Source organism: Myxococcus sp. AM011, assembly GCF_013372595.1.
Taxonomy (GTDB): Bacteria; Myxococcota; Myxococcia; order Myxococcales; family Myxococcaceae; genus Myxococcus; species Myxococcus eversor.
The window spans coordinates 1-24,149 of the sequence record NZ_JABXEM010000178.1 but is presented as its reverse complement, the minus strand read 5'-3'; the positions used below and the strand labels follow the sequence as shown (position 1 = coordinate 24,149).

The following is a 24,149-nucleotide window of genomic DNA, read 5'->3' as shown; positions in this document are numbered from 1 at the left end:
GGCCGGGGCAGGGGCTGGTGCACCGTCCGCTGCGGAGCTGGTGTGACCTGGCAGAGGGACTGGGGTGTCGCCTGCTCACGCCCCGCGGCGTGGACACCACGCATGTCTCGCTCACCTTCGAGCCCCTGGGCCCGGAGGCCTCCTGGCACGCGGGCGGGACTGCCTCCGAAGAGGTGTCACTCCAGGAGCGCTACGGCGTGGACTCCGCCTTCGCGCGCGTGCGCAAGCTGGAGGACGCGGGGTTCCTGTTGCCCTGGCTGGAGGCGCTGGGCCGGGTCCGCCTGCCCGAGGGCGCACGGGTGCTGGACCTGGGCGTCAATCGCGGAGACGAACTGGCGGCCTTCGCCTGGCTGGAGGGCGCGCCGGACGTCACCTTCGTCGGCGTGGACCACAGCGCCAGCGCGCTCGCGGAGGCGCGGGCCCGCTTCCCCGACGCGCGTCACTCCTTCCTCGTCGCCGACCTCAACGCGCTTCCAGAAGGTCTGGGCCGCTTCCACCTGGTGGTCTCCGTGGGCACGCTGCAGAGCCCCGGCGTGGATGACCACGCGCTCCTTCGCACGCTGGTGCAGGAGCACCTGGAGCCCGAGGCCACGCTGGTGCTCGGCTTCCCCAACTCCCGCTTCCGCGACGGAGAGGTCGTCTACGGCGCGCGCGTGCGCAACCTGCGCGAGCCGGACTTGTCCCTGTTGGTGAAGGACCTCTCGTTCTACCGCCGCTACCTGCACCAGCACGGCTTCCGCACGTACCTCGGTGGCAAGTATGACCTGCTGCTCACGGCGGTGCGCGGCCCGACTCAGTCCTCGGCCTGAACGTCCTCGGGCTTGACGCCCCAGTCCGCCAGCACCTGCGCCTCGTCCTCTTCGCTCTTCGTCTTCTTGAAGCGGGCATCGGACACGCCCTTCACCCGTCGCTCGCACGCGGCCCACGTCGCGTGGCGCTTCACGCTGCGGCCCACCTGGCTCAGGTAGGAGTGCGCCTTGGCCTTCTTTTCCTTCTCCTCCCGGGGCTTCTCGGGAGGCAGGGACGTGTCCTCGGGCACGTCGTACACGTCCACGTCGTAGCCGACGAGTGGGCCGCTGTAGAGCCGCATGCCCTTGCCACGTGAGAAGGACACGGCGATGGCGTCCACCCGCTCGTTGCCCGGCACGCCCACGTGCCCGCGGACGTAGTGCCACTCGACGACGGCGGCCTCACCGGAGTGGGTCTGCTTGCGCTGGGCGAGCAGCGCCATCAGCCGCTTCCAGTAGATTGTGTTGGCCACCTCCTTGCCGTCGGCCGTCTTCCAGCCGCGCTTGCTCCAACCGAAGGCCCAGCGGGTGGCACCCTGAATCACATAGGTGGAGTCCGTGTGGATGTGCAGCGGCCCCGGCGTCGCCTCCAGGTGGCGCAGCGCCTTGCCCACGGCCGTCAGCTCCATCCGGTTGTTGGTCGTCTCCGGCTCGTGGCCGCCCAGCTCCGTCACCTGCCCGTCCGGCGTGGCGATGAGGGTGCCCCAGCCTCCCGGGCCTGGGTTGCCGGAGCAGGCTCCGTCGGCGAAGACGAACGTGGCGTGACTCTTCATGCCACCACCCTAGGCGGCCCCGGGTTCGCCCTGCCAGGAGGACTCGCGCCGCCGGCGTCCTCGGGCTGACACGAAAGTCGTGATTCCATGCACGGCCCGAGGACTCCCTCGCTGGTACTTCATCCTGGTACATGGATTGCTCTCGGCCTCCCGGTTCGGGCCCATGGGCCGAGGGTGCCCGAGGGAAGGCCCGTCATCGCCATGCAGACCGCGCATCCTGCTTCGCCACGTCCTCCGAGCTCCTCCTGGCCCCATCCGTCGCGTGCCCGCGCGTGGGCCGCGCGTCTGGCGCTGCTGGTGGCGAGCGTCGCCTCGGTGGCCACGTCCATGTCGGAACCGTCCCCCGTCGTCGTCGAGTCCGAGCCGGGCACGCTTCAACTGTCGGATGCGTCTCCCACCGCCCGCGCGGTCCTCCCGGTGAAGGTGCACGTTCCCAGGGGCTCCAAGCAGACGGTCTGGGTGACGATGCGCGCACCGCTCTTCGCGAAGTGGACCCAGGACGAGGCGGGCGCTCTGGAGCAGCCCGTCATCGAGGCGAAGCTCGTCTTCGGTCCGCGCGCCGTCACCCTGGCCTCCTCCGCGCCCCTGGCCGCTGGAGAGGCGGGCGCGGTGCGCTTCGAGGCCCTGTCGGATGGGGACGTCTGCCAGTTGGAGCAGCCGTGTGAGTGGGAAGCGGCGCTGGAGCTGACCCTGCAGGGCGCGGCCGAGAAGGACATCCAGGGCACGGTGGACGTGGAGTGGCGGATGGTGGCCGAGGTGAGCATCGACGAGACGGAGGACTCGGCGCCGGACGGGCTCGAGGTCATCCTGGGGCCCCGCTGAGTGGTGAGTGTCTCCATCCCCACCTCCACGACGACGCGGCCCGTGCCGGGCGACACGCTCCTGCATCCGCTCGTGTTCGGCGCGGTGCTGGTGTTGGTGCTCAATGACCACGTGCTGAAGGTCCGCTGGCCGTCGTGGTGGACGGGGAAGCTGTCGGACGTCGCCGGGCTGGCCATGTTCCCGCTCCTGCTCCAGGGACTCTGGGAGCAGTCCGTCTCGCGCGGGTCCCAGCCGTTCCAACCCTCGCGCGCGGTGTTGACCACGTGCCTGGTGATGACGGCGCTGGTCTTCACCGCCATCAAGGTGTTCGAGCCCGCCGGTGACTGCTGGCGCTGGGGGCTGGGCACGTTGCAGTGGCCGGTGCGCGCGGCGTGGGCGTGGCTGTCCGGGCGGGTGATTCCAGGCGTGGCGCCGGTGGCTCACACGATGGATGTCACGGACCTGCTGGCGCTGCCCGCGCTGTCGGTCTCCCTGTGGCTGGGGCTGCGGCGCGTGAAGCACCTTCGCTGAAGCGCGGGTCAGAGCGAGCCGAGGAACGTCAGCAGGGCCTCCCGGTCCTCCAGCAAGAGCCGAGTGTAGCGCTCCTGCGCGGGCGCGGCCTCTCCGCCATGCCACAGCACGGCCTCCTCGAGGTTCCGGGCCCGGCCGTCGTGCAGGAAGCGCGTGTGGCCGCTCACCGTCTGGGTCAGGCCGATGCCCCACAGGGGCGGGGTGCGCCACTCCTGGCCGGTGGCGAGCCCGTCCGGACGTCCATCCGAAAGGCCCTCGCCCATGTCGTGCAGCAGCAGGTCCGAGTACGGGAAGATGCGCTGGCGCGACAGCTCCGGGAAGCCAGGGACCTCCTCGGTCTCCATGGGCCGGTCCACGTGACAGGAGGCGCAGCCGATGGCGCGGAACACCGCCTTGCCGCGCAGCACGCCGGGCGTGTCCCACTCCCTGCGCTTCGGCACGGCCAGCAGCCGCGTGTAGAAGACGAGCCGCTCCAGGTCGTAGTCCTTCACGTCGGGAGCGCCAGCGCCCACGGGGGCGCCCTCGGGCTCCTGGGCGCGGGGATACACCTCGTTCGTCAGCCCCATGTCCGCCACCAGCGCGTGTGTCACCTGTTGGAGCAGCGTGGGCTGGTTGGCCTTCCACCCGAAGCGGCCCATCCGCGTGCGGCGCTCCTTCACGTCCTCGACCTGGTTGGCGCGCCCGGAGATGCCATCGCCGTCGCGGTCCTCGGGGTCCGCCAACGCCAGCAGCGTCTCCTCGGGAATGGCCTCCAGCAGCCCCAGCCCGAAGTTGGCCGGAGCCACGCGGGGGGAGAACGGCGTGCCGTCCTCCAGCGGGCCGCGCGACAGGTCCTTGAAGCGGTAGCGGGGACGCAAGAGGGAGTAGGGCTCTCCGGTGGAGAACGTGCCGCTCGACTCCTCGTGGCCCACCTCGACGGTGCCCTCGCCGCGAGGCTGGCCGAGCTGATGGAGGTCGAGCTGCTCGCCGTACACCGGATGAGGCCCGGGGCCCGTGGGGGAGCCGAGCTGGAAGGCCATCGACACCAGGGGCTCGGAGGGCGAGAGGGGAGGGCGTCCGCGCCCGTCCTTCACGTGACAGCCCATGCAGGAGTTGGAGCTGAAGAGCGGGCCCAGTCCGGGGCCATGGCCGGGGTCGCTCCAGTCGCGGTCGAAGACGCGCTTGCCCAGGTGGAACTCCGGCCACCGGGAGCGGTCCATGTTCGGCGGCGAGCGGCCAAAGGCATTGCGCCCCGCGTCCTTCACCGTGGCGGCGCCGCCGGGCAGCTCCTCGTCCAGCTCCAGGGCCAGGTCGAGCTGTCCCAGCACCAGGGGAGGGGGCAGGGGACGACGCCCCGTCTGCGCCCACACCGCGGTGAGCAGCAGGGCTCCAAGGGGGATGCCCAACAGATACAACCGCCGGCTCATCGGGGTGTCTCCAGGGAGGCGGGAAACGACACCGGGCGGGACAGGACGGCTCCCGCCCGGTGGGGCGCCCGTGCTCAAGGCACGGGCGGGACGACTACTTCGCCGCCGGCTTGAAGGACTCGCTCAGGATGTTGATGCCCTGCGCGGTCGCCTTCACGTCGATGCCCGTGAAGCCGTTGTACGGATAGTGGCCGTCCTCGATCTCCTCGATGAACTCCACGGAGTCACCAGTGAGGACCTTGCCGTCGTCCAGCGTCACGGAGAACGTGGAGCCGTCGGTGCGCAGGCGCCAGCCGCACGCGCCCACGTTGGCCGGCGCGGTGGGCGCCTCGCCGGTCTTGTTCCAGATGATGTCCAGCTCGAAGAAGTCCGCGTACGCCACCAGCCAGCGGATGAAGTCCCGCCAGTTGTTGAACACGATCATCCGGTTGGCCGTGTTGGTGGACGTTCCCTGGAGCACGCCCTCGCGGTACACGTTCATCCGGTAGTTGGAGCCGCCCGGCGCGCCGCTGAACGTCGGGGTGATGAAGGCGCTGTTCGCCTCACGACCCGGCGCCACGCGCAGGGTGCTGACCACCTGGTCACCCGAGCGCGCGTCCAGCTGCAGCACGCCCGAGGTGCTGCCGAACTTGATCTCCGACGCCTGCGACCAGCTCGCCGCCCGGGCGAAGGTGCTGGCGACACCGTCCGACTTCACGTTGCGCAGGTTCGTCACGGCCAGGCCCTGCTTCATCGACGACAGCTGCGCATTGCCCAGCGCGCAGCTGCTGATTCCCTCGAAGCGCTCCACGCACTTCGACTCGGCACCGGCCTCCTGAGTGGCCACGTCACCGTCCGTCGCCGTGGGCTCCTCGCCCTGACAACCCGACATCACGCTCAGAAGCGCCGCCGCGAAAAAACGGCCCATCATCTTCAACCGCATGGATTTACCTACCTCTTGAATAGGGGGGTCTTCTCCGCCGAGAGAGCGCTGCATCCGGTGCCGGCCCAGCCCGAATGCTCTCCTTCCGGCGGCGAGCCATCCCCTTGCACCCCGCAGGCCAGCGCCCGCCGGCATGTCTCGCCTCCTCTGTATCAGCTAGGAATTGCGCCGCGCGCCGCGCCCCTCTGTAGCGCGTACCGTCACAGCCCCGCGTTGAAATGTATCGTTTCATGCTACAGCGGGTTGACCGAGCGTGACATTGACGCATTCGGTGCGTGCGGCGTGTTTCCGAGCGTGTCTTGGTATGGTCGGATTTCGATTCCGAGAATCATTATCAAAATGGTGAGGGCCGCGAATCTGGACAAGTCGGGTCATCAGTCTTGGTGAGCCCTCCCTGACGAGTCTTTTTTACGAGTGAATGAGAATAACTCTGCTTTTACGCTGAGACTGGAAGGTGGACCCTGGGTCGAGGCCGCCTGGACAGGAATAATGCGGAACCGGTATAAAACTCTCTGTCGGACTGGAGACACTGGTGATTCCGCCAACCTCATTCATACAGGTCCTGACGCTCTGAGAAGGGGGCATTCCCATGGCTCGTTCGTCTTTGTCCCGCGGTGTCCGTCTGCTCAATCGCGGCCTTTTCTCGTCTGTTCTCGCGGTATCCCTTTCGGCATGTGAGCCGGCGGGACAGGCAGAGCCTCTCAATCCCGCTCCCCAGGAGACGGAAGAAGTGGGTGTCGACGCGAAGGCGCTGCTCGACCGCGTGGCGGCGTCCTCGTTGCGGCCGTTGTCCCATGAGCCGGTGCCGCAGGTGGTGGGCAGCCGCATCATCAACAAGGCAGCCGCCATCCGGCTGGGCAAGGTCTTCTTCTGGGATATCCAGACGAGCGGCGACGGCCAGACGGCGTGCGCGAGCTGTCACTTCGCTGGCGGCGCGGATGACCGTCGCGTCAACACCGTGCACCCGGGCGCCGACAATGTCTTCGACAGCATCTCCGGCCCCGGTGAGACGTTCACCCTGGCCAAGATCACCAGCGATGACCGCATCGGCTCGCAGGGCCCGCTGCGCGCGCAGTTCTGGGATCTGGATCCGGACCCCACCGTCGCGGCGGACGTCTGTCAGGTGGTTCCCGACGTTCCGTTCAACGAGCACCGGCTGGTGGGCCCGCGTCACAGCCCGACCGTCCTCGGCTCGGGTTTCTACCGCAACCAGTTCTGGGGCGGTGAGGCCAACCACTTCTTCAACGGCGTGAACATCTGGGGCTTCACCGACAACAACACCCAGGGCTTCCTGGTGCGCATGGAGAACGCGTCGCTCGCGTCCCAGGCCACCGGCCCCGTGACGAACCTCTCCGAGCAGTCGTGCAACGGCCGCCCGCTGCTCGGCCCCTACAGCCTGGGCGAGAAGCTGGCCGCGCGCCAGCCGATGCAGCACCAGCGCGTCTCCACCACGGACAGCGTGCTGGGGCACCTGGCCAACCCCACCGGGCCGGGCCTCATCTGCAACGGCGCGCCGTGCACGTATGACCAGCTCATCCGCGAGGCCTTCGGCGACGCGCTGGCCAACATCTCGGTCAACGTCTTCTCGCTCATCTGGGGCGAGGCGCTCCAGGCCTACCAGGCCACGCTCATCCCGGACCAGACACCCTTCGACAGCTTCCTGCAGGGCAACCTGGGCGCGCTGACGAACAAGCAGCTCAAGGGCCTCAACGTGTTCGTGGGCAAGGGCGAGTGCGTCAACTGCCACACCGGCGCCATGCTGTCCGACGCCACCATGAGCTGGTACGAAAGCACCGGTCCGCTCAACCGCGACGGTGGCGACACGGGCTTCCACAACATCGGCGTGCGCCCCACCGACGACGACCTGGCGCGCGGCGACCTGGGCATCTTCGGCGGCGTGCCCAACTCCATCAGCCAATCCCCGTTCGACATGGGCGCGTTCAAGACGCCCACCCTGCGCAACGTGGGCCTGACGCCGCCGTACTTCCACAACGGCGGCTATCCCACGCTGGACGACGTGGTGGACTTCTACGCGCGCGGTGGTGACTTCAACAACCCGGAGAAGTCGCTCGACATCAAGCAGCGCGTCTTCAGCGCGAGCGACCGTTCCGCGCTGGTGGACTTCCTCTCCAACGCGCTCACCGACTGCCGCGTCTACACGTACCGCGCGCCGTTCGACCACCCGGAGCTGCCGTTCCCCAACCGCGCGACGCTGCCCGCCACGGGCCGCGGTGGCAGCGGCGCCTGCCGCTAGGCTCGGCTCCACGCTGGTGCTGAATCAGAGCCACCCGAGGGGCGCGTCAAGCCCCCGGGTGGCTTTGCCCTTTTTGCGCGGGATGTCAGGGCTCGCGCGAGAATAGACGGAAGTCTCGGCTCCCGGGGCTCGCTTGATGCTCCGGGAGGCCCGTGGAAGAGTTCCTGGCATTGGTGTCAGGTCTGAACAACAGGTTCCTCCCAGGAGTTGTCGCATGAGTGAGCAAGCCGTGCCCATCGACCCGCATGAGACGCTGTACCTGCCCATGCGGCGCCGCTTCATGAGTGAGTACGTCCAGACGCCCGAGGGCACGAACGAACTGCGCATCTATTACGGGCTCAAGGAGATCTCCATCGAGGAGGCGGACCTGCACTCCTTCGGTGAGAACCTGCTCAAGCAGGACCAGTTCATGGCGGCCATGGCCACGCGCTGGAGCAACGGCGAGCCGTATCCCTGGGAGCGCATCAAGGAACTGCTCGAGCAACTGCTCGCGGAGAACATCCTGTCGCGCGAGGCGCCGAAGCTGTCGCAGGAGACGGACTACCACAAGATGGTGATGGAGTCGGAGGCCCGGCGGCCCGCGCCCACGGAGGCCATGTGGTGGAACCCCGACACGGAAGGGGTGCTGCAGAAGCTGGTGGGCCGGCCGATGGAGTTCGGCTTCCTGGAGGCGATGCTGCCCGTGCACCGCGCGGCGCACGCGGCGCTGGATGCCGAGGGGCGGCACATCGGCGAGAACAACGTCTTCCCGGACTCCATGCGCATGCGGATGGAGACGGAGTGGCGCATGTGCCCGTACCCGGGAAGCCGCTTCAAGGACGACGCGCTGATGAACGTGACGGCGCTGAAGTCCATGTCCAAGCACTGGAAGCCCACGCTCCAGGCGTTGCTCATCCTCCGCGACGCGTTCCTGAAGCGCTATCCGCTGCTGCCGGATGGCCAGTGGCGCATCGGTGACTTGCACGCGTTCAGCTGCGCGGTGCTGGCACTGCCGTCGTCGCTGCTGCTGCGCGGCAAGGACCCCATCCCCAACGGGACGTTGGACCCGGTGCTGTCCTCGGTGTTCCGCGTCACCGACGGCGTGCGCATGGTGAGCATCTACCTGATGTTCCTGCCCGAGCAGCCCATGCCGTATGAGACGCCCATCAACCCGGCGTCGCTGCTGCACCTGACGGAGCGCGACAACCACTTCCTGTCCACGCGCGGCGTCTGCGCGGGCCCGCCGCACATGGTCGACGAGTTCTTCGCGACGATGCTCGACGGCAAGCCCATGGCGGGCGAGCCGCTGCCGGAGCCGTCGTGGCTGGCGGAGATTCCCGCCGCCATCGACTACGGCCTGCGCGGGCTGCAACTGTATTCACTTCAGTTCACCCTGTGGGCTCACATGTGCGCCACCTACGAGCGCATCCGTGACGCGGTGCTGCAGGCCGAAGGGCCGGCGGACAGCGGCTGGGGGCGGCTCAGGAAGCGCATCGAGAAGGACTGGAAGGTCATCCTTCCCACCCGGCAGAACACGCTGGTGCAGCGTGAGTGGGCCAAGGCCCGCTACGTGGAGATGTATGACCGCGCCCAGCGCGGCCTGCGTGGCTTCAGCGAGGCCGCGCTGCAGAACATCAGCGACGTCTTCTCCCCGCCGAAGGACGCGGTGCACGCCCAGACGGCGGAAGCGCTGCGCACGCTGTTCCGCGAGCGCGCGCCGGTGCCCGAGGGCTCGCGTCCCGAGCTCATCGACGCCGTCGCCGAGGCGCTGGCCGACTACCTCACCATCGAACGCTCGGCCCTGGGCACGCTGGAGAACGTCCAGCGCGAGGTGAACGCGCTGCTCCAGCGACAGCATCCGGACCGGCACTTCACCAACATGGACCTCTCCATCCACCACCGGCTGCGGTTCGCCACGATTGGCGTGCTGCCCTACCTGCTGGATGTGTTTCGCGAGGAGCTGGGGGTGGGCATCGAAAGCCACGTGGAGGCCGTCAAAATCACGCCTGAAACGCCCCGCGCCGCGGCTGCTTGAAATGACGCAATGTTTCACTCCCGGGCCTGGAACGATTTATTCATGTTTCAGGTCCGGGTGGCTTGACTCGCTTGTTTCACGGACTTATATCAGTGAGCGCCGATGAGACATTTATCTTGAATGTCGCGTCTGGTGGCGCTGTCCCGAAAACCAGGAGCAAGCACATGAAGATCAAGTCCAAGGTTCGTGGTGGTCCTCGCGGTTGCGGTCCCGGCGGCACCGTCATCATCTACGCCGAGCTGTGATTCACGGCTGATTGCTTGTCCTTCGGTCGTCAGTGGGCGGAGCCTCCGCCTGCTGGCGACCGTTGTCGTTTCTGGTGCTGGAGCGCGCCCTGCTTCAGCGCGTCAGGGATGGGCGATGACGATGAGCGTGGGTGCCCGCGCGTTGACGCAGTTCATCACCTTGCGCATCGTCACCGGGTCCAGCGCGCCGAACGCCTCGTCGAGCACCACCACCTGGACGCGCTGAAGCAGGGCGCGCGCGACGAAGATGCGGCTCTGCTCCCCGTGTGAGAGCTGCCAGCCGCGCTCGCCCACCATCTGCAGGATGCCGGCGGGCATGCGTTGCAGCAGGTCCCCGAGGCCCAGCTCCTCGCACAGCTCCCGCGCCAGCTTCACGTCTTCCTGTGTGTGGGGCCAGGAGCGGCCCAGGAGCAGGTTCATGGCCAGCGTGCCGGAGACCACGTGGTTCTCGTGGAACTGGGGCGCGCCGGCGATCTGCGCGCCCCAACCGTCCGGCGTCCACGTGGACATGTCCAGGCCGCGCAGCAGCACCACGCCCGCGCCCTGGCGCCGCAGGCCCGTGAGGATGGAGGCGAGGGTGGACTTGCCGGAGCCGGAGGGCCCCTCCAGCAGCACGCGCTCTCCGGGACGAATGGACAGCGAGGCACCCTCCAGCACCGCGCGAGGCGAGGTCGGGTGCTTGAAGAACACGTCGCGCACCTCGAGCAGGGCCTGGCTCTTCGATGGCGCTTCGGTGGAGGCGATTGGCGCCACCTGGGGCACGCCGTCCTCGCCGTCCTTCGTCGCGCCCACGGCGCCAGCGAGCCGGGCCGCGTCCAGCATGGGGCGCACGCCGGTGAACAGCACGCGCGAGCCGATGAGCGCCAGCGCGCCCACGGCCATGGACATCACCGCGCGCGCGCCCAGCAGCGCCGCGCCCACGCCCACCGCGATGCTCGCCGTGGAGGCGCCGGCCAGCACGTTCGGCAGCGTGGCGATGATGGCCACCGGCAACACCCCCCGGCGCGCGAGCGTCATGATTCGCGCGGTGCCCATGTCCCAGCGCTCGGAGGCGTCCGCGTAGCGGGCCACCTCCTGGTCCTCCTCCTCGTGCCAGCGCGACGGCTGCTCCTGCGCCAGCCGCGTGCGGTGGCCGAGCATCCGCTCGATGAGCGCGTGCGTCATCACCACGCGCGCCTCCGTCCAGCCCCGGAACAGCGCCGTCTGCCGGGCGATGAGCACACCCAACAGCGCGCAGAACACCAGCAGCGCCACCAGTCCCAGCCAGCCCGCGGGACCGGACAGGGTGACGCTGCCCGCCAGCGTCAGGTCCACGACCGCGAGCAGGCTGGTGAAGCTGCCGGCCAGCACCATCTGCTCCATGCCGGCGCTCTCGAAGGTCCTCCCCACGTACTCGCCGATGCCGCCCCGGCGCGCCTCGTCCACCGGCAGCGAGAGCGCTCCAGCCAACAGCCGCCGTCGCAGGAGCGCGGAGAGGTCCAGCGCCAGCGTGCCCTGCGTCCACGCCAGCGCCGCCTGCAGCGGCACCGCCGTCAGACCCATCAACGCCCAGGCCCACAGCCAGCCCTGGTCCAACTGCCCCTCGAAGGCCCCCTGGCCAATCAGCCACCAGCCCGCGAGCACGCAGACCTGGATGAGCACCGCCAGCACCAGCAGGAGCATGATGCGGGGCGGAGCCGACAGCGCCTTCAGGTGGTGGAGGAGCCTGGCACCGGGGGGCAGGCGCAGCGTGCGCGCGGCGACCAGGTGCGTGTTGGCCAACTGCGCGCCCAGAAGCGCGCGGCGGGCGAGCGTCCGGTGCGGCTCACGCAGCCCGGTTCCCTCGAGCACCTTGTCCACGGTGTTCACCTGCGTGCCCTCGACGAGCGCCTGCACGGCGGCGGTCAGCTCGTTCATGGGGACGTCGCGGACCGTCTCGTCGGGCGTGAGCACGCGCGCCGTCGCACCGGACGCGGACACGCGCAGCAGCGCGACGACCTGGACGCCCTCGGTGGTGATGACGTCCAAGAGCGCGGGCGCGGAGCGCTGGATGGCCTTGGCCACCTCCCCATGCCGCGTGTAGTGCAGGTCCAGCTCCAGCCCCTGGGACTGGGCCGCCGCGTCCAGCCACTCGCCCAGCCGGTTCGGGTCCTCCGGCGCCGCGCCCATCAGCTTCGCCGAGGTGCGCGGCAAGGGCAGGCCCACCCGGCGCGCCAGCGCCTCCAGCGCCTCCGCGCCCCGCTTCATCGGCCAGGCCAGGCCCGTCAGCGGCCCCGCCTTCCTCCGGGTCGACTCCTTCGCCACGCCGCTCACGCCGCCCCCTTCCGCGAGACGTTCTCATCCCCGGCGGGCTCTTCGTTGAGCAGGCCGTGGTCCAGCACCATCCGCCGCCAGCCGCCGTGGCCCGTCAAATCCCGGCGCATCTGCTCCTCTTCGTCGAGCAGCGAGCGGTACACGGAGTCCTCGCGCTGGGCGAGCCGCTTCGGATGGTCGTCCTCCACCAACTGCCCGCCCTTGATGACGAGCACCCGGTCGAACGTCAGCGTCTCCGCGATGTCATGCATGATGCACAGGAGCGTGGCGCCGGACAGCTCCGCGCGGGAGCGCTCCAGCAGCGCCGCGCGCCTGTCCCGCTCCAGGCCGCGGAACGGTTCGTCGAAGATGGCCAGCCGCACCCCGGGACGTAAAAGCGCCCGGCCCAGGCGCACCCGCTGCCCCTGGCCGCCGGACAGCAGGCTGCCGCCCTCGCCCAGCTTCGTCTGCAGGCCATGGGGGAGCTTGTCGAGGAACTCGATGAGGTCCGCGGAGCGCAGGGCCTGGCCCACGCGAGGCAGCACGTCCGTGGTCTCCACGCCGTACGCCAGGTTGTCCACCAGCGACTTGTTCCACAGCGTGACTTCGGGCTCCACCCAGGCCGTCTGCCGCCGCAGCCGCGCCAGCACCTGGCCCTCCAGCGGCGCGCCATCCACCTCCACCCGCCCCGACGACGGCCGGTGCCAGCCCAGGAGGATGCCCACCAGCGACGACTTGCCGGCCCCCGAGGGGCCGACGATGGCCACGTGCTCCCCGGGCTTCACCGTCATGTCGATGCCCTGCAGAACCGTGAAGCCCGCGGCCTTCACCTCCACCTGCTGGAGCTTGAAGCCCACGCCCCCCGTCGCGGCCTTCGCATCCACGTCCGCGGCTGCCTCCAGCCCCGCGCCCACCTCGTCGGGCGTCAGCAGGGGCTCCATCAGGCGCGCGGTGAGCGACGACGCGGCGGGGTACTGGCGCAGCGCGTCCGCGAGCTGCTTGCCCAGGGTGGCCACGGCGAGCGCCCAGTAGACGAGCAACAGCACCGCTCCCGGCTGGATGCCCTGGGACACGGCGTGCAGGACGATGGCCACCGAGCCGCCCGTGGCGACCATGGTGGCGATGGTGTCGGTGATGATGCCCCGCCCGAGCAGCGTGCGCGCGGCGCGGACGAACTCGTGCAGCGGCTCCTCGTGGGCCCGGCGAAGCGTCAGCTCCGCGCGGTGGGCCCGCAGCGCCACCGCTCCGCGCATGGCGTCCAGGTAGAAGCGCGACAGCACACCGTCGAAGTCGCGCATCCGCCGGTCCGCCTCCAGGAGCGAGCGCTGGGCGAGCAGCGGCACGGCGAGCGCCAGGCCGCCGCCGATGATGATGAGCGGGGCGCTTCCAGGGGCCAGCCACGTCAGGCCGGCCAGGGTGACGAGCAGCTCCGAGGTGGCACGCAGCACGCCGACGGCCATGGTCGGCACGCTGCGCACCTGGTGGATGCCGTGGCAGCGCTGCGCCATGTCGGACACCAGCCGGCTCTTGAAGTAGCGGTCTCCCAGGCGGGGAATCTTGTCGAGGAACGCCAGCCGCAGCCGCACCTCCAGCCGCCGGCCCAGCCGCAGCGTCCCCAGCGACAGGGGCAGCTCCATGAAGAAGAGCATCCCCATCAGCACCAGCAGCGTGACGATTCCCGCCAGCCGCTGCTCCTGGGTGGTGAGGTAGCGGCCCGCGTCGATGATGCCGCGCAGGAGCAGCGCCTCCAGGAACCCGCCCACGGCGGCCGTCAGGGCGATGGCCGCGAGCACGGAGGGCGCCAGCACGCCGTCCTTGCGCATCAGTGCCACCAGCTCCCGCAGCGGCCGGGTCGGGGGCTCGCTCAGGGCAGCCTGGAGCTCCGCGGACAGGGGCGGCTCGTCCGCGCCACGCTCCGTCTTCTGTCCCCGGGCGAGGATTGCCACCACGCCTCGCAACGTGACCTCCTCCGCGTCGGGAGGCCCCACGGCCGTCCAGTAGGAGGAGGGGATGACCGTCTCCGCGCGCCCCTCCTCGAGCGCGACGCGCACCTCGCGCGCGAGCTGCTCCAGGAAGCGGGAGGAGGCCTCACCCCGCTGGACACCGCCGCCTTCCACCAGCGTCTGCACCATCCGCGCCGCTGCGTCCAGGCAGGCCACGCCCTTCCACGTCGGGTCCGCCAGGGCCTCCGCGAGCAGCCGCTCCGAGAGCGTCGAGTCGGCGAGCGCCCTCAGCCGCAGGCGCATGCCCGCGAGGAACTCCTCGGTGCCGGCCCACTCCCGGAAGCCCTCGGCGGGGACGGGCAGGGCGTGGACATAGAGCCGGTCCATCAGCTCGTTCACGGACACCCATCGCCGTCCCAGCGCGGGGTCCATGATCTGCACCAGGTTGCCCCACCGTCGCCAGATGACGATGAAGTGCAGGTTGCTGTCCGCCAGCCGCACCACCGCGAGCGCGGGCAGTGCCTTCGTTTCCGGCAGGAGCACCTGGTCCAGGGGGAGGACGACCTGGGTGGCGTCCAGGCCCAGCTTGCCGGCCAGCTCCTCCAGCACGTCGATGGACGTCCCGTCGATGTCCGTCTGGCAGGCCTCGCGCAGACGGCCGTAGCTGACCGACACGCCGAAGCCGTCGAACAGCGCCTTGAGGGCCGCCGGACCGCAGTCCATGGCGGAGGTCTGGATGACCTCGGGGATGAGCAGCTTGCGTTTGCTCGCCATGGCTCAGTTCCCGCCCCTCGACATCTCCAGCTCCCGGGGCGTGCGCGGCGGCAGCGGGCGCGAGCGCGCGGGCGGCTCCAATCCCCGGCCCAGCGCCCGCAGCACCAGCCGCAGCGGCGTGGCCTCCTCCACGGCGATGTCCACCGTGCCCGGCAGCCCGTGCTCCATCGGGATGCCCACCGGCATCTCGTCCACGGACAGCTCCACGCGCACCAGCCCGTCGCGGGCCTCGCTCGCCACCGCCACCACGGTGGCTCGCACCATGCCGAACTCCGTCCACGAGAAGCCCTCCAACTTCATCCGCGCCCGCTGGCCCGCGCGCACGCGGCCCAGGGCGGTGGCGGGGGACAGCTGCGCGACGACGCGCACGTCCCCGCCCGCGACGACGGTGGCGATGCGGTCCCCGGCCCTCACCTGCGTGCCCACGCGCACCGAGCTGGTCTCCCCGAGGATGCCGTCCGCGGGCGCCTTCACCACCCGGCGCTCCAACTCGTCGCGCAGCCGCTCCACGGAGGCTCGCGCCACGTTCTCCCCGGACTCCAGCTCCGCGATCTGCCGTCGCAGCGCCGCGACGCGGATGCGCCGCTCGGTGGTCAGCATGGTGCCGTCCATCTTCACGCGCGCCAGCGCCGCGCGCGTGGCCTGCTCCACCGCCTGCGCCCGCTCCAGCTCCGTGCGCACCCGGCTCCACTCCGACTCACTCACCAGTTGCCGTGAAAAGAGCTGCTCGGTGCTCGTCTTCTCCTCCAGGGCCCGCCGCGCCAGCGCCTCCGCCTCCGCGAGCCGGGCGCGCGCCTCGTCCACGCCCGCCGCGCCGCGCTCCTGCTGGGACTGCAACGCGCTCTGCTCGGCGTCCAGCTCCGCGCGCGCCGCCACCAGCTGCGGCCCCACGCCCTGGAGCAGCGCCTCTGCTTCCGCGAGCAGTCGCGCCTCCTGCTCATGCGCCAGTTCGAAGAGCACCTCGCCCGCGGTGACCTGCCGGTGCAGCTCCACCCGCGTCTTCACCAGCCGCCCCTCCACGGGCGCGTCGACGGCGTAGACCTCCCGGTGCACCTCCAGCCGCGCCTGCACGCTGGGCTCGTAGACGGTGATGCGCGCCCTGACGAACCAGCCGCCCCAGACCGCGAACAACCCCACCGGCAACAACCAGAGCGCCGAGCGCCCTCGTCCCCGTACCAACGCGCGCATGGTGCGCGGGAACATTCCTTCACCAACTCGCATGGACGAAGCCTACCTCATCACAGTTGTTCGACCGACTCCCCGAGCCGCTCCCGGCGCGTCGCCGGGAACCCGGCGCCATCATCGTCCGACAGGCTGACGGCGAGCCCCCACGCACGTGCGTCACCGCGAACCCGCGGCCCTGCCTGCATGGCCTTGCTCCCCGCCACGAATGCGCGGCCCTCCCGGACCTGGAGACCTCGCCCCGGTTACGCGCCGCGCCGGCCAGTCAAGGGTTGTCCGGGCGATTCCAATGCGCGGGATATGGCAAACCTTCTCATCAGAACATGTTTTAAAGGTATTGCGACGCGCGGCGCAATGCCGCCTCCGCGGAGGCGGAACCGTGAGCCCCTCCGCGCGTGTCTCACGGTGAAGTGACGCGCCCGGACTTTGTAGAAATGCCCGACCTGGAGGATTTCAAGACCCTGGGTCATTCTCTCGTTTCGAGAAAATGGGCGAAATATACAAGTATGCGGATCTAAAGGGGATGGCGGGTTTTTCTGTCGAAGGCTTGACTCCGATTTTTCACCGATTTTTAATGATTCTACTCCTGGTGTGTATGGGCTCGTCCCTTGCCGCCGGGAGACAACGTGGTCTCACCGGGAGCAAACACATGAAGATCAAGACCAAGGTTCGTGGCGGTCCCCGTGGCTGTGGTCTCAACGGCACGGTGTTCTATTACGAGGACGTGCTCCTCCCGTAGTCCTCATCCGGGCTGATATCCGCCCGGAATGGACACAAAGTCGCCAGCGGGCGGAGTATCGCTCGCTGGCGATTTCTATTTGGAGAGCCCTCCGTTTCATATGCTGTGGTTTCGCGGAGACTGAGAGGGGTTGTGGCGTGAGAGGCTACAAAGACTTTCGTCTCAATCTGCACGGCGCGACTTGACTGGCCGATTACACCCGTCTTTAATGATTCTACTTCGGACGCGAAGCGATAAGTCGAATCGCATGCAATGGCGGAAGGCTCGCCGCGTAGTTCCGGAGGTCTGGGAATAGCGAACCGGGCGGAGGGTTTCGAGGGGACGGGTGAGCCCATGTTCGCGACGGGAATCCGGCGGCGGCGTTGATACAACGAGCGGCTCGAGAGTTCGAATGTCAGAGGGGTGTGCTTATTGTCCGGCTCAGTCCAGGGAACAAACGCACGCAAATCCCTTTTCAGGTGTCGTCCGTAGAGTCGGTGTTCCATTCCGGAGCGCTGGTTTGTCCAAGGAGTTCATCATGCAGATCAAGACCAAGGTTCGTGGCGGTCCCCGTGGTTGCGGCGGTGGTGGCACGGTCATCCTGCCGACCCGTCCGGGCACGCAGATTCCGTAGTCGTTTCTGTCTTTCCTGCTCTCCAGGTTGTCTGGAGCAACGCTGAACGTTCACCAGGAGCACATCATGCAGATCAAGACCAAGGTTCGTGGCGGTCCCCGCGGTTGTGGTGGCGGTCTGTCTCCCGTCATCGTCCGCACCCTCCCGTAATCGCTCCTGGCTGAACGCCAGTCGGTTCCGGTTGTTCCTTCATCAAGATCTCTCACCAGGAGCACACATCATGCAGATCAAGACCAAGGTTCGTGGCGGTCCCCGTGGTTGCGGCGGTTCTCTCCCCGTGCTGACTGGCACGGTTCGCACGCAGCTGCCGTAGTCGTTTCTTCATCACGATTTCACACCAGGAGCACACATCATGCAGATCAAGACCAAGGTTCGTGGCGGTCCCCGTGGTTGCGGTGGTGGCACCAAGCTGCCCGTGCTGGCGCAGCTGCCGTAGTCGTTCCTTCAACTCGTTCCACTCCAGGAGAACACCCATGCAGATCAAGACCAAGGTTCGTGGCGGTCCCCGTGGTTGCGGTGGTGGCGTTGCGCTTCCCGTTCGTACCCAGCTCCCGTAGTCGACTGGCGTTGCCAGACGACCTCGTTGGTTAGTGTAGCTTCCACTCAGTCTTCACCAGGAGCTCATCATGCAGATCAAGACCAAGGTTCGTGGCGGTCCCCGTGGCTGTGGCGGTACTCTTCCCTTCCCCGGCCCCATCCTGACCACGACGGACGTGCTCAACTAGTTCTCGTCGGACGCCTCACGGTGTCCGGATAGGACGTAAGTCGCCGGCGGGTGATGTATCACCCGCTGGCGACTGTCATTGCGGGCAATGTCATCCACCTGGACGCTGCCTCCCGAAGGGGAAGCGCGCCAGGCTGGGGGCATGACCATCCATGTCCAGTTCTACGCCTGGCAGGCCGCGATTGTTGGCAACGCCCGGCTGCGAGGTCTGGAGCTCCGGGCGCTGATGCTCGAGGACCCGTATGCCGGGGTCTTCCAGCGCGGGCAGAAAGAGCCCTTCCGGGGCTTCAAGGTGGAGGGGGGCTTCGAGCCTTCCTTTTATTCCTGGTTCGACTCAATGAAGGCCCGAGGGCTCGTCGCCATCCGCTCGCTCGGCTCCCATGAGCCGGCTGACTGGGTCCTCGCCTCACCGCCACACCCGCTTCCCAGGCTGCCGGAGCTGGTGCTCGTGTTCCCGGACCGGAACGTCTGGTACCGCCACGTCTTTCCGTGGCCGGGGGCCGACGGCAAGGTGAAGGGGCCCGAGGAGAGCTTCGAGGAGGCGCCGGAGGAGACGCGCGCCTCGGCCGTGCCGTCCGTGGAGGACGCGGAGCGGGAGCTGCTCGCGGCCACCCGGGCCTATGTCGACTTCGTCGGGCCCAGGGCCCGGGCGGATGACTCGACGGACATGTTCTACGCGACGATGGGGCGCACCGCCCTGGAGCGCCTGCTGGACGATGAGGCGCGGTTCCGCGAGCGCCTGGGGGTGCTGCGGGACGAGCAGAAGCGGGAGTACCAGCGCCGGGCCCGGGACTGGTGGCCGGTGCAGCCCGCGACGAGGGCCATGCGTCCGCTCTACCTGGAGAACGCGGCGAAGAACCTCCAGCTCGACGACTACCTGCGCGTCATGGAGGACGCGGGGCTGTCCTGGCGGGCCGTCCGGCTGGCCTGCGCCGCCCAGAGCCTGGTGCCCCTCAACATGCGCAACGAGCGCACGTCCGAGGAGGCGCTGCCGCCCTACGTCAACGCGCCGGGCTACGTGCCCATCGCCGAGCGGTTCTCCCTCGCGGCGCGGAGCGCTCGCAACGCGGCGGTGAACGCGACGACGTAGCCCCCGGACGCCTCACCGTGGCGAGTCCCCCGAGGTGCCCGGAGGAGAGGGCGCGGGGCGGGTGAGGGCGTCCGAAAAGCCTCCCGCGCGGCGGGTGACGCAGACGTGGAAGCCCTCCACCGTGCCGCAGGAGACGGCGTCCCCCAGGCGCTGGAACGCCTCCAGCCGGGCCGGGTCGACGACGTACACCGTGTCCGCGGCGAGCTGGCCCCGGGCGACGTCGGCCAGGAGCGACTCGCAGACCTCCGTGACGCGCGTCTCGCTGAGCCGGGCCGGGTAGCCGCTGTTGGTCGTCAGGCCTCGCCGGTACGCCAGGTCCCCGAAGCTCACGTAGTCGCGCTCCACGAAGGCGCTCTGGACGCATGGCGACTCGGAGAGGTGCACGTAGGGGGGCACGAGGACGAGGTGCCGGTAGGACGCGTCGATGAGCGCCCACCCGGGCGCCTTGAGCCGGGGCCAGGGCGTGGGGGCGAAGTGGTTGCGCGTCCAGAGGTCCGTGGTGTCCAGGGCCTGGAGCAGCACCGCGCCCAGGAGCAGTCCGGTGGCCACGGCGGGGCGCTGGCGCCAACGCCACAGGGTGAAGGCGAGCAGGCCCGTCAGCACCGCGTAGTGCAGGGGCCAGATGAAGCGGCCCGAGGCGCGAAAGGGGCTCAACAGCGGCAGCAGCGGCGCCACGACCTTGCGAATCGACAGCACCGTCCCGCCCGCCACCGTCAGCACGGACGAGAACGCCAGCAGGGCGAGCAGCAGCAGCACGATGACGAGCGGCGTCCTGGCGCGCAGCTGCTCGCGCACCTGGGGGGCCAGGCCCCGGGACTTCCAGAGCGCCGCCACGGCGAGGGCGAGGACGCCCGTGCCCAGGTAGCCGAAGCCCTCGTACTGGCCGGCGGCGGTGGGCAGGCCCGGCAGCATGCGGGACCAGTCCATCGGGTTGACCAGGGTGAGCAGGTCGGAGCTGAAGTGGCCGAAGCCCGCGGACCCCGAGCGCACGCCCAGGCCCACATAGCCGAAGAGGACGAACAGCGCCGCCGGCACCGCGCACAGCACGGCGAGCGCCAGGGCCGCCTCGCGCCGTGACAGGTGCTGCTCCTTCCACGTCACGGTGGCGAGCAGGGACAGGCCGAGGGCGAAGACCATCACCTCCAGGTAGGGGTGGATGCCGGAGGCGAGCGCGTTGAGCAGGAGCGCCCACGCCAGCGACGTCCATGCCTGCCGGGGGCTCGCGCGCGGACGCAGGTTCAGCCAGAGCATGCCCGTGAGCAGCCACTGCGCGCACAGCGTGTCGTGCCCCGTCCGGTACAGCAGCACGGGCGCGAGGACGAACAGGGCGCCACCGAGGAAGCGCTGGAGGACGTTCGGCGTGAAGAGGCCCGTCAGCTTCGCGCCCAGCCAGCCCTGGAGCATGAAGCACAGGGCGAGCCACGGGCCGATGAACTGGAAGTCCCGGGGCAGCCAGCGCGTGAAGGGCTTGAGCGCGAGCGACACCCACGGATTCGAGTCGGAGAGGGCGACCGTCATGGGCAGCGGGCGCAAGAGGCTCGGCGTCCCGCCGAGCGGAAAGCCCCAGGGCGCGTCGCGGAAGTGCATCCAGCCGAGCGCGTGCTGCGCGAAGTCTCCTCCCAGCCAGTCCAGGTGGGTGGGATTCAACGTGGGGCCACCGCCCACCGCCAGGTACCACAGCAGGCCGAAGGACGCCGCCAGGAGGGGCGCCACCCAGCCCCGCGAGCCCTCCACGTCCGAGGAGCGCGTGTTCGGACTCAAGAGGCGCTCCCGCGTGAGGAGGGCGTCACGTCGAGGAGCGCCGAAGTCATGCTGCGAATCGCGGTCATCACCATCTGCTCGGGGCTCCTGGCATGCACGGGCCGCCCACTCTAGCGGAGCGGGGGCCGGGTGCTTACCACAGCATGATGGCGGACTCGCCCGCTCGCTCCTCGTAGAACAGCCGCAGCCGGACCACGTACTCGCGCCCCCGGAACAGCTTCAGCTTCAGGGCCGCGTTGGTGCCCAGGCCGCTGTCGTCGTCACCGGCGAGGAAGCGCAGCCCCGTGGCGCCCTTCTCGAAGAGCACCATCACCGTGTCGGAGACGCCGAAGGTGCGCAGCTCATACGTGCGCGTCTCCTTGGGCGCGAAGGTGAAGTCGCGCTGCTCTCCGGGCTTGATTCGCAGGCGCACGGATTCGAAGGGCTGGAGCGCCGTGTAGTCCTGCTCGCTCAGGGCTGGGTAGAACGTCCGGGCCCACGCCTTGTCCTGGTCCGACAGGCCGCCCTTCGGGGAGAGGCCGTCGCGGAAGTACTCCACGGGCTCCTTGATGAGGCCGGGCTGGAAGGGGTACTCCATGACGGAGTCCGGGTCCCAGGTGGAGCCCTCCACCGCGCTGGCGGCAATCTTGCGGATGATGTTGTGGAACGTCGTCTCGCGGCTCCAGCTGTTGGGCGGCCGGGCCAGCGCGGCGTAGACGGCCTCCTCGTCCCAGACGATGCCCGCGTGAGGGTTCTGGTGTTCGTGCGGGAAGCCGAGCGTGTGGCCGATTTCATGGATGGCCGTGTCGATTTCGCGCGGGTGCTCGGTGAGGTCCCAGCCGAAGTTCATCGTCCTCGCGTCCTGCCCCTGGGCGAGGATGTCCCGTCCCACGTAGGACCAGGCGCCGTCGTCGCGCATGAAGCCGATGCGCACCTCGGCCTCGTCGCGGGAGGCCACCTCCTGGAGCTTCAGGCCCAGCCCCACCTGCGTCCAGCGCTCGAAGGCGGCGCGCACGACGTCCTTCTCGGTGTCCGTGGTCGTCCAGGGCACGAAGCGCGTGGTGCCGTTGGCCAGCCGCACCTCCTCCCCATCCGTGGGCTTGTCGAAGAAGTAGTAGTGGAGGACCGTGCCATTGGCCCACTTCTGCTCATTCATGCGGATGAGGCGGAGTCGCCGCGCGTTCAGGTCCGGAGGCAGCGGACGCTCCGGGACTCGAGGCAGCGCGCAGTAGGCATGGCCTTTCGCCTGGGTGACTTCGCGAGGTGACTCGCGGCCCGTCCTTCCCGCTGTCCTCGCGCGAGGCGCGGCCTTGCGGCCTTGGCGCACGGGAGGATTGGACGTGGGCTCCGCCTGCTTTTCGCGAGGCTTCGCCCGGCCCCTTCCTCGCGTCGTGCTCGCATTCCGTCGGTGTCTGTCCGTCATCGTGACTCTCCCCTGGCGGAGGGATGCTTTTCCCGCCCGTGGGAGGGAGTGTCGCGGTGGGACCTGTGACGGCCTGGCGCGGGGAGGGGCGCGGCGATGGCTCGGCGCGAGGCACGCCGAGCCAGGGAGCAACCGTGATGCGTGGGGACTTCCGAGCCGTCAGCCTACCTTGGCGATGGCCTGGGCCTGGGGGGCGGCCTGCGCCGGGACGATGTAGCCCGCGGCCGTGAGAATCTCGGCGGCGGCCTCGGCGACTCCGGCCTGTACCGCGCTGGCCTGGGGAGGCTTGCAGTACACGCCGATGCCGAGCACGGGGCCGTGCACGGTGAACTCCGCCACCTCGACGCTGGGGGCGGGCTTCGCCTGGACTTCCGGCACCAACGCCACGCGCTCCTCGAACGCCCGCATGAGGCCCTGGATGTCACCGCCGTGCACCAGGGGGACCTTCACGACGATCTTGCGGTGCGGGTGGTGGCTGAAGTTGATGATGTTGTCGCTGAAGAGCCGGTTGTTGCCCACGGAGATGCGCAGGCTGTCGGAGCTGTCGATGGTGGTGGCGAACAGGCCAATCTCCTGCACCACGCCCGTCGCGCCTCCGGCCGCGATCTCGTCGCCCACGCGGAAGGGCCGCAGCACCAGCAGGAAGATGCCCGCCGCGAAGTTGGAGAGCAGGCCGGACCAGGCCGTGCCGATGGCGATACCCGCGGCCGCCAGCAGCGCGGCGAATGACGTGGTCTCGAACCCCATCATCCCCAGGATGCCCAGCAGCAGGAGGATGGTCATGGCACCGGTGAACAGCGATTCGATGTAGCGGATGAGCGTGGCGTCGAACTGCCGCTTCTGCAGCGTGAGATTCAGCACGCGCCGGAAGGTGTTGATGACGGTGCGACCCATGAACCACAACACCAGGGCCCCGGCCGCCTTGAGGATGAAGGGGAAGGCCTCGGCCAGAGCCAGCGTCTTCAACTGCGCGATGATTTCGTCCATGACATTCCTGAAGTGACGGGGAGTCCACGTGGGTGGAGCGCCAACTTCACGGGTGCGCATGTGCAGCCGCCGGGCCAGCGATGAATCCGTGAGTAAGTCCGCGAATGTAAAGCGCCTCTTCGGACGAGGGCCCGGTGGACCCAGGGCCTGACACACCCTTGGACGCGTCAGCCGGGGGCGCTGACACGTCAGCGGGGCGCTGAGAGCAGGCGCTCCACCGCGAGCAGCACCGAGGCGGCGCTGGCCGGATTCTTCACGAAGGCCGCGGGGTTGAGGTTGGACAGCCGGCCCATCAGCGAGTCCGGTCCGCTCACGTTGACCATGATGGTGCGCGAGCCCGCACGACCCGCGGTGCTGAGCACGTCGAGCGCGGAGCCGGTGTCCACCACGATGATGGGTGCGGGCTTGTCGCTGTCCGTGACGACGCGCAGGCCCTTCTGATGGAACAGCTCCGTGATGAGCGTCATCAGCCGGGCGTCCGACAGGCGCACCAGCACGGGGACGCGCGTGTCCAGCTCCACGGCGGTGGCCGCCTGGGGCGCGGGGCCCTTGCCCAAGTCCCGCACGTCCTTCGTCAGGAGTTCCATCACGTCTGTCTTCAGCACGCCGCGCACGCGCTTGAGCAGCGAGTCGTCCTGCGTGAGGAAGGACTTCAACCGGCGCTCGGCGTCCGGCGGGAGCTGGGTGAAGGCCACGCCCATGGCGTCCTCGCGGGACCAGACCACCTGCCCCAGGGCGCGCAGGGCCTGGTGGGGCAAATCAGGCAGGGAGATGCGCAGCTCCAGGGTGCTGCCCGTCGGCAGCGCGCGCGTCGTCCGGATGGCGAGTCCTCCGGTGCCGATGTTCTTGCTGTACGCGCGCACCACGTCGTCCTGCGTGCCGAACGTCAGCTCCAGCACCGCGTCCGCGCGGGCGGGGCGCGTGGGGAG

The 24,149-nt window shown here is 69.2% G+C and carries 16 protein-coding genes; 6 read left to right on the top strand and 10 right to left on the bottom strand.

Translation table 11 applies throughout. The features are described from left to right. On the top strand, positions 1–809 hold an 809-nt coding region (locus HUW62_RS31015), incomplete at its 5' end, for a bifunctional 2-polyprenyl-6-hydroxyphenol methylase/3-demethylubiquinol 3-O-methyltransferase UbiG (protein ID WP_176436448.1). Here the strand turns inward: HUW62_RS31015 and HUW62_RS31010 are convergent. Beyond that, positions 794–1,561 (bottom strand): RNase H family protein, encoded by a 768-nt coding sequence (locus HUW62_RS31010; RefSeq protein ID WP_163867586.1) that lies wholly within the window; start codon positions 1,559–1,561, stop codon positions 794–796. The two genes, HUW62_RS31015 and HUW62_RS31010, sit on opposite strands and share 16 nt — an antisense overlap. Before the next feature lie 201 nt (positions 1,562–1,762). On the opposite strand from HUW62_RS31010, the gene HUW62_RS31005 reads away from it, so the two are divergent. Further along, complete coding sequence (locus HUW62_RS31005; RefSeq protein ID WP_176436447.1) at positions 1,763–2,383, top strand: hypothetical protein; 621 nt, start codon at positions 1,763–1,765, stop codon at positions 2,381–2,383. 3 nt (positions 2,384–2,386) lie between these two features. Beyond that, on the top strand, positions 2,387–2,893 hold the full coding sequence (locus HUW62_RS31000) for a hypothetical protein (protein WP_176436446.1): 507 nt from the start codon (positions 2,387–2,389) through the stop codon (positions 2,891–2,893). A gap of 8 nt (positions 2,894–2,901) precedes the next feature. Here HUW62_RS31000 and HUW62_RS30995 read toward each other — a convergent pair whose 3' ends face one another. Together HUW62_RS30995 and HUW62_RS30990 are read right to left on the bottom strand one after the other, a co-directional pair. Next, the gene (locus HUW62_RS30995) at positions 2,902–4,299 is read right to left on the bottom strand and encodes a di-heme oxidoredictase family protein (protein ID WP_176436445.1); all 1,398 of its coding nucleotides are present in this window, start codon (positions 4,297–4,299) and stop codon (positions 2,902–2,904) included. Between the two features lie 94 nt (positions 4,300–4,393). Next, complete coding sequence (locus HUW62_RS30990; RefSeq protein ID WP_176436444.1) at positions 4,394–5,221, bottom strand: hypothetical protein; 828 nt, start codon at positions 5,219–5,221, stop codon at positions 4,394–4,396. Positions 5,222–5,951: 730 nt separating this feature from the next. Between HUW62_RS30990 and HUW62_RS30985 the strand changes: the two genes are divergently transcribed. Together HUW62_RS30985 and HUW62_RS30980 are read left to right on the top strand one after the other, a co-directional pair. After that, positions 5,952–7,475, top strand: a complete 1,524-nt coding sequence (locus HUW62_RS30985) for a cytochrome-c peroxidase (protein ID WP_163867591.1) — start codon at positions 5,952–5,954, stop codon at positions 7,473–7,475. 214 nt (positions 7,476–7,689) lie between these two features. Continuing rightward, positions 7,690–9,489: a hypothetical protein gene (locus HUW62_RS30980; protein ID WP_176436443.1), complete on the top strand. Its 1,800-nt coding sequence runs from the start codon at positions 7,690–7,692 to the stop codon at positions 9,487–9,489. Positions 9,490–9,836: 347 nt separating this feature from the next. On the opposite strand, the gene HUW62_RS50100 is transcribed toward HUW62_RS30980, so the two are convergent. From HUW62_RS50100 to HUW62_RS49705, 3 genes are read right to left on the bottom strand one after another with little or no spacing between them, the layout of a single operon-like run. Beyond that, on the bottom strand, positions 9,837–12,026 hold the full coding sequence (locus HUW62_RS50100; RefSeq protein WP_176436442.1) for an ABC transporter ATP-binding protein: 2,190 nt from the start codon (positions 12,024–12,026) through the stop codon (positions 9,837–9,839). Beyond that, positions 12,023–14,722 carry an ATP-binding cassette domain-containing protein gene (locus tag HUW62_RS30970; RefSeq protein WP_163867594.1) on the bottom strand — a complete coding sequence of 900 codons (2,700 nt, stop codon included), beginning with the start codon at positions 14,720–14,722 and terminating at the stop codon, positions 12,023–12,025. Before HUW62_RS30970 ends, HUW62_RS50100 begins: the two co-directional genes overlap by 4 nt. 3 nt (positions 14,723–14,725) lie before the next feature. Beyond that, complete coding sequence (locus tag HUW62_RS49705) at positions 14,726–15,910, bottom strand: HlyD family secretion protein (RefSeq protein ID WP_163867595.1); 1,185 nt, start codon at positions 15,908–15,910, stop codon at positions 14,726–14,728. Positions 15,911–18,122: 2,212 nt separating this feature from the next. Between HUW62_RS49705 and HUW62_RS30960 the strand changes: the two genes are divergently transcribed. Next, the gene (locus HUW62_RS30960) at positions 18,123–19,070 is read left to right on the top strand and encodes a hypothetical protein (protein WP_176436441.1); all 948 of its coding nucleotides are present in this window, start codon (positions 18,123–18,125) and stop codon (positions 19,068–19,070) included. 12 nt (positions 19,071–19,082) lie between these two features. On the opposite strand, the gene HUW62_RS30955 is transcribed toward HUW62_RS30960, so the two are convergent. From HUW62_RS30955 to HUW62_RS30940, 4 genes are all read right to left on the bottom strand, one after another. Beyond that, positions 19,083–20,831, bottom strand: coding sequence for a DUF6311 domain-containing protein (locus HUW62_RS30955; RefSeq protein ID WP_176436440.1), 1,749 nt, complete (start codon positions 20,829–20,831; stop codon positions 19,083–19,085). 133 nt (positions 20,832–20,964) lie between these two features. Beyond that, positions 20,965–22,233, bottom strand: a complete 1,269-nt coding sequence (locus tag HUW62_RS30950) for a M12 family metallopeptidase (RefSeq protein WP_176436439.1) — start codon at positions 22,231–22,233, stop codon at positions 20,965–20,967. A 159-nt stretch (positions 22,234–22,392) separates the two neighbouring features. Beyond that, complete coding sequence (locus HUW62_RS30945; protein ID WP_163871077.1) at positions 22,393–23,220, bottom strand: mechanosensitive ion channel family protein; 828 nt, start codon at positions 23,218–23,220, stop codon at positions 22,393–22,395. Positions 23,221–23,408: 188 nt separating this feature from the next. Next, positions 23,409–24,149 (bottom strand): PilZ domain-containing protein (locus HUW62_RS30940; RefSeq protein ID WP_176436438.1); only part of this gene is annotated, 741 nt, incomplete at its 5' end.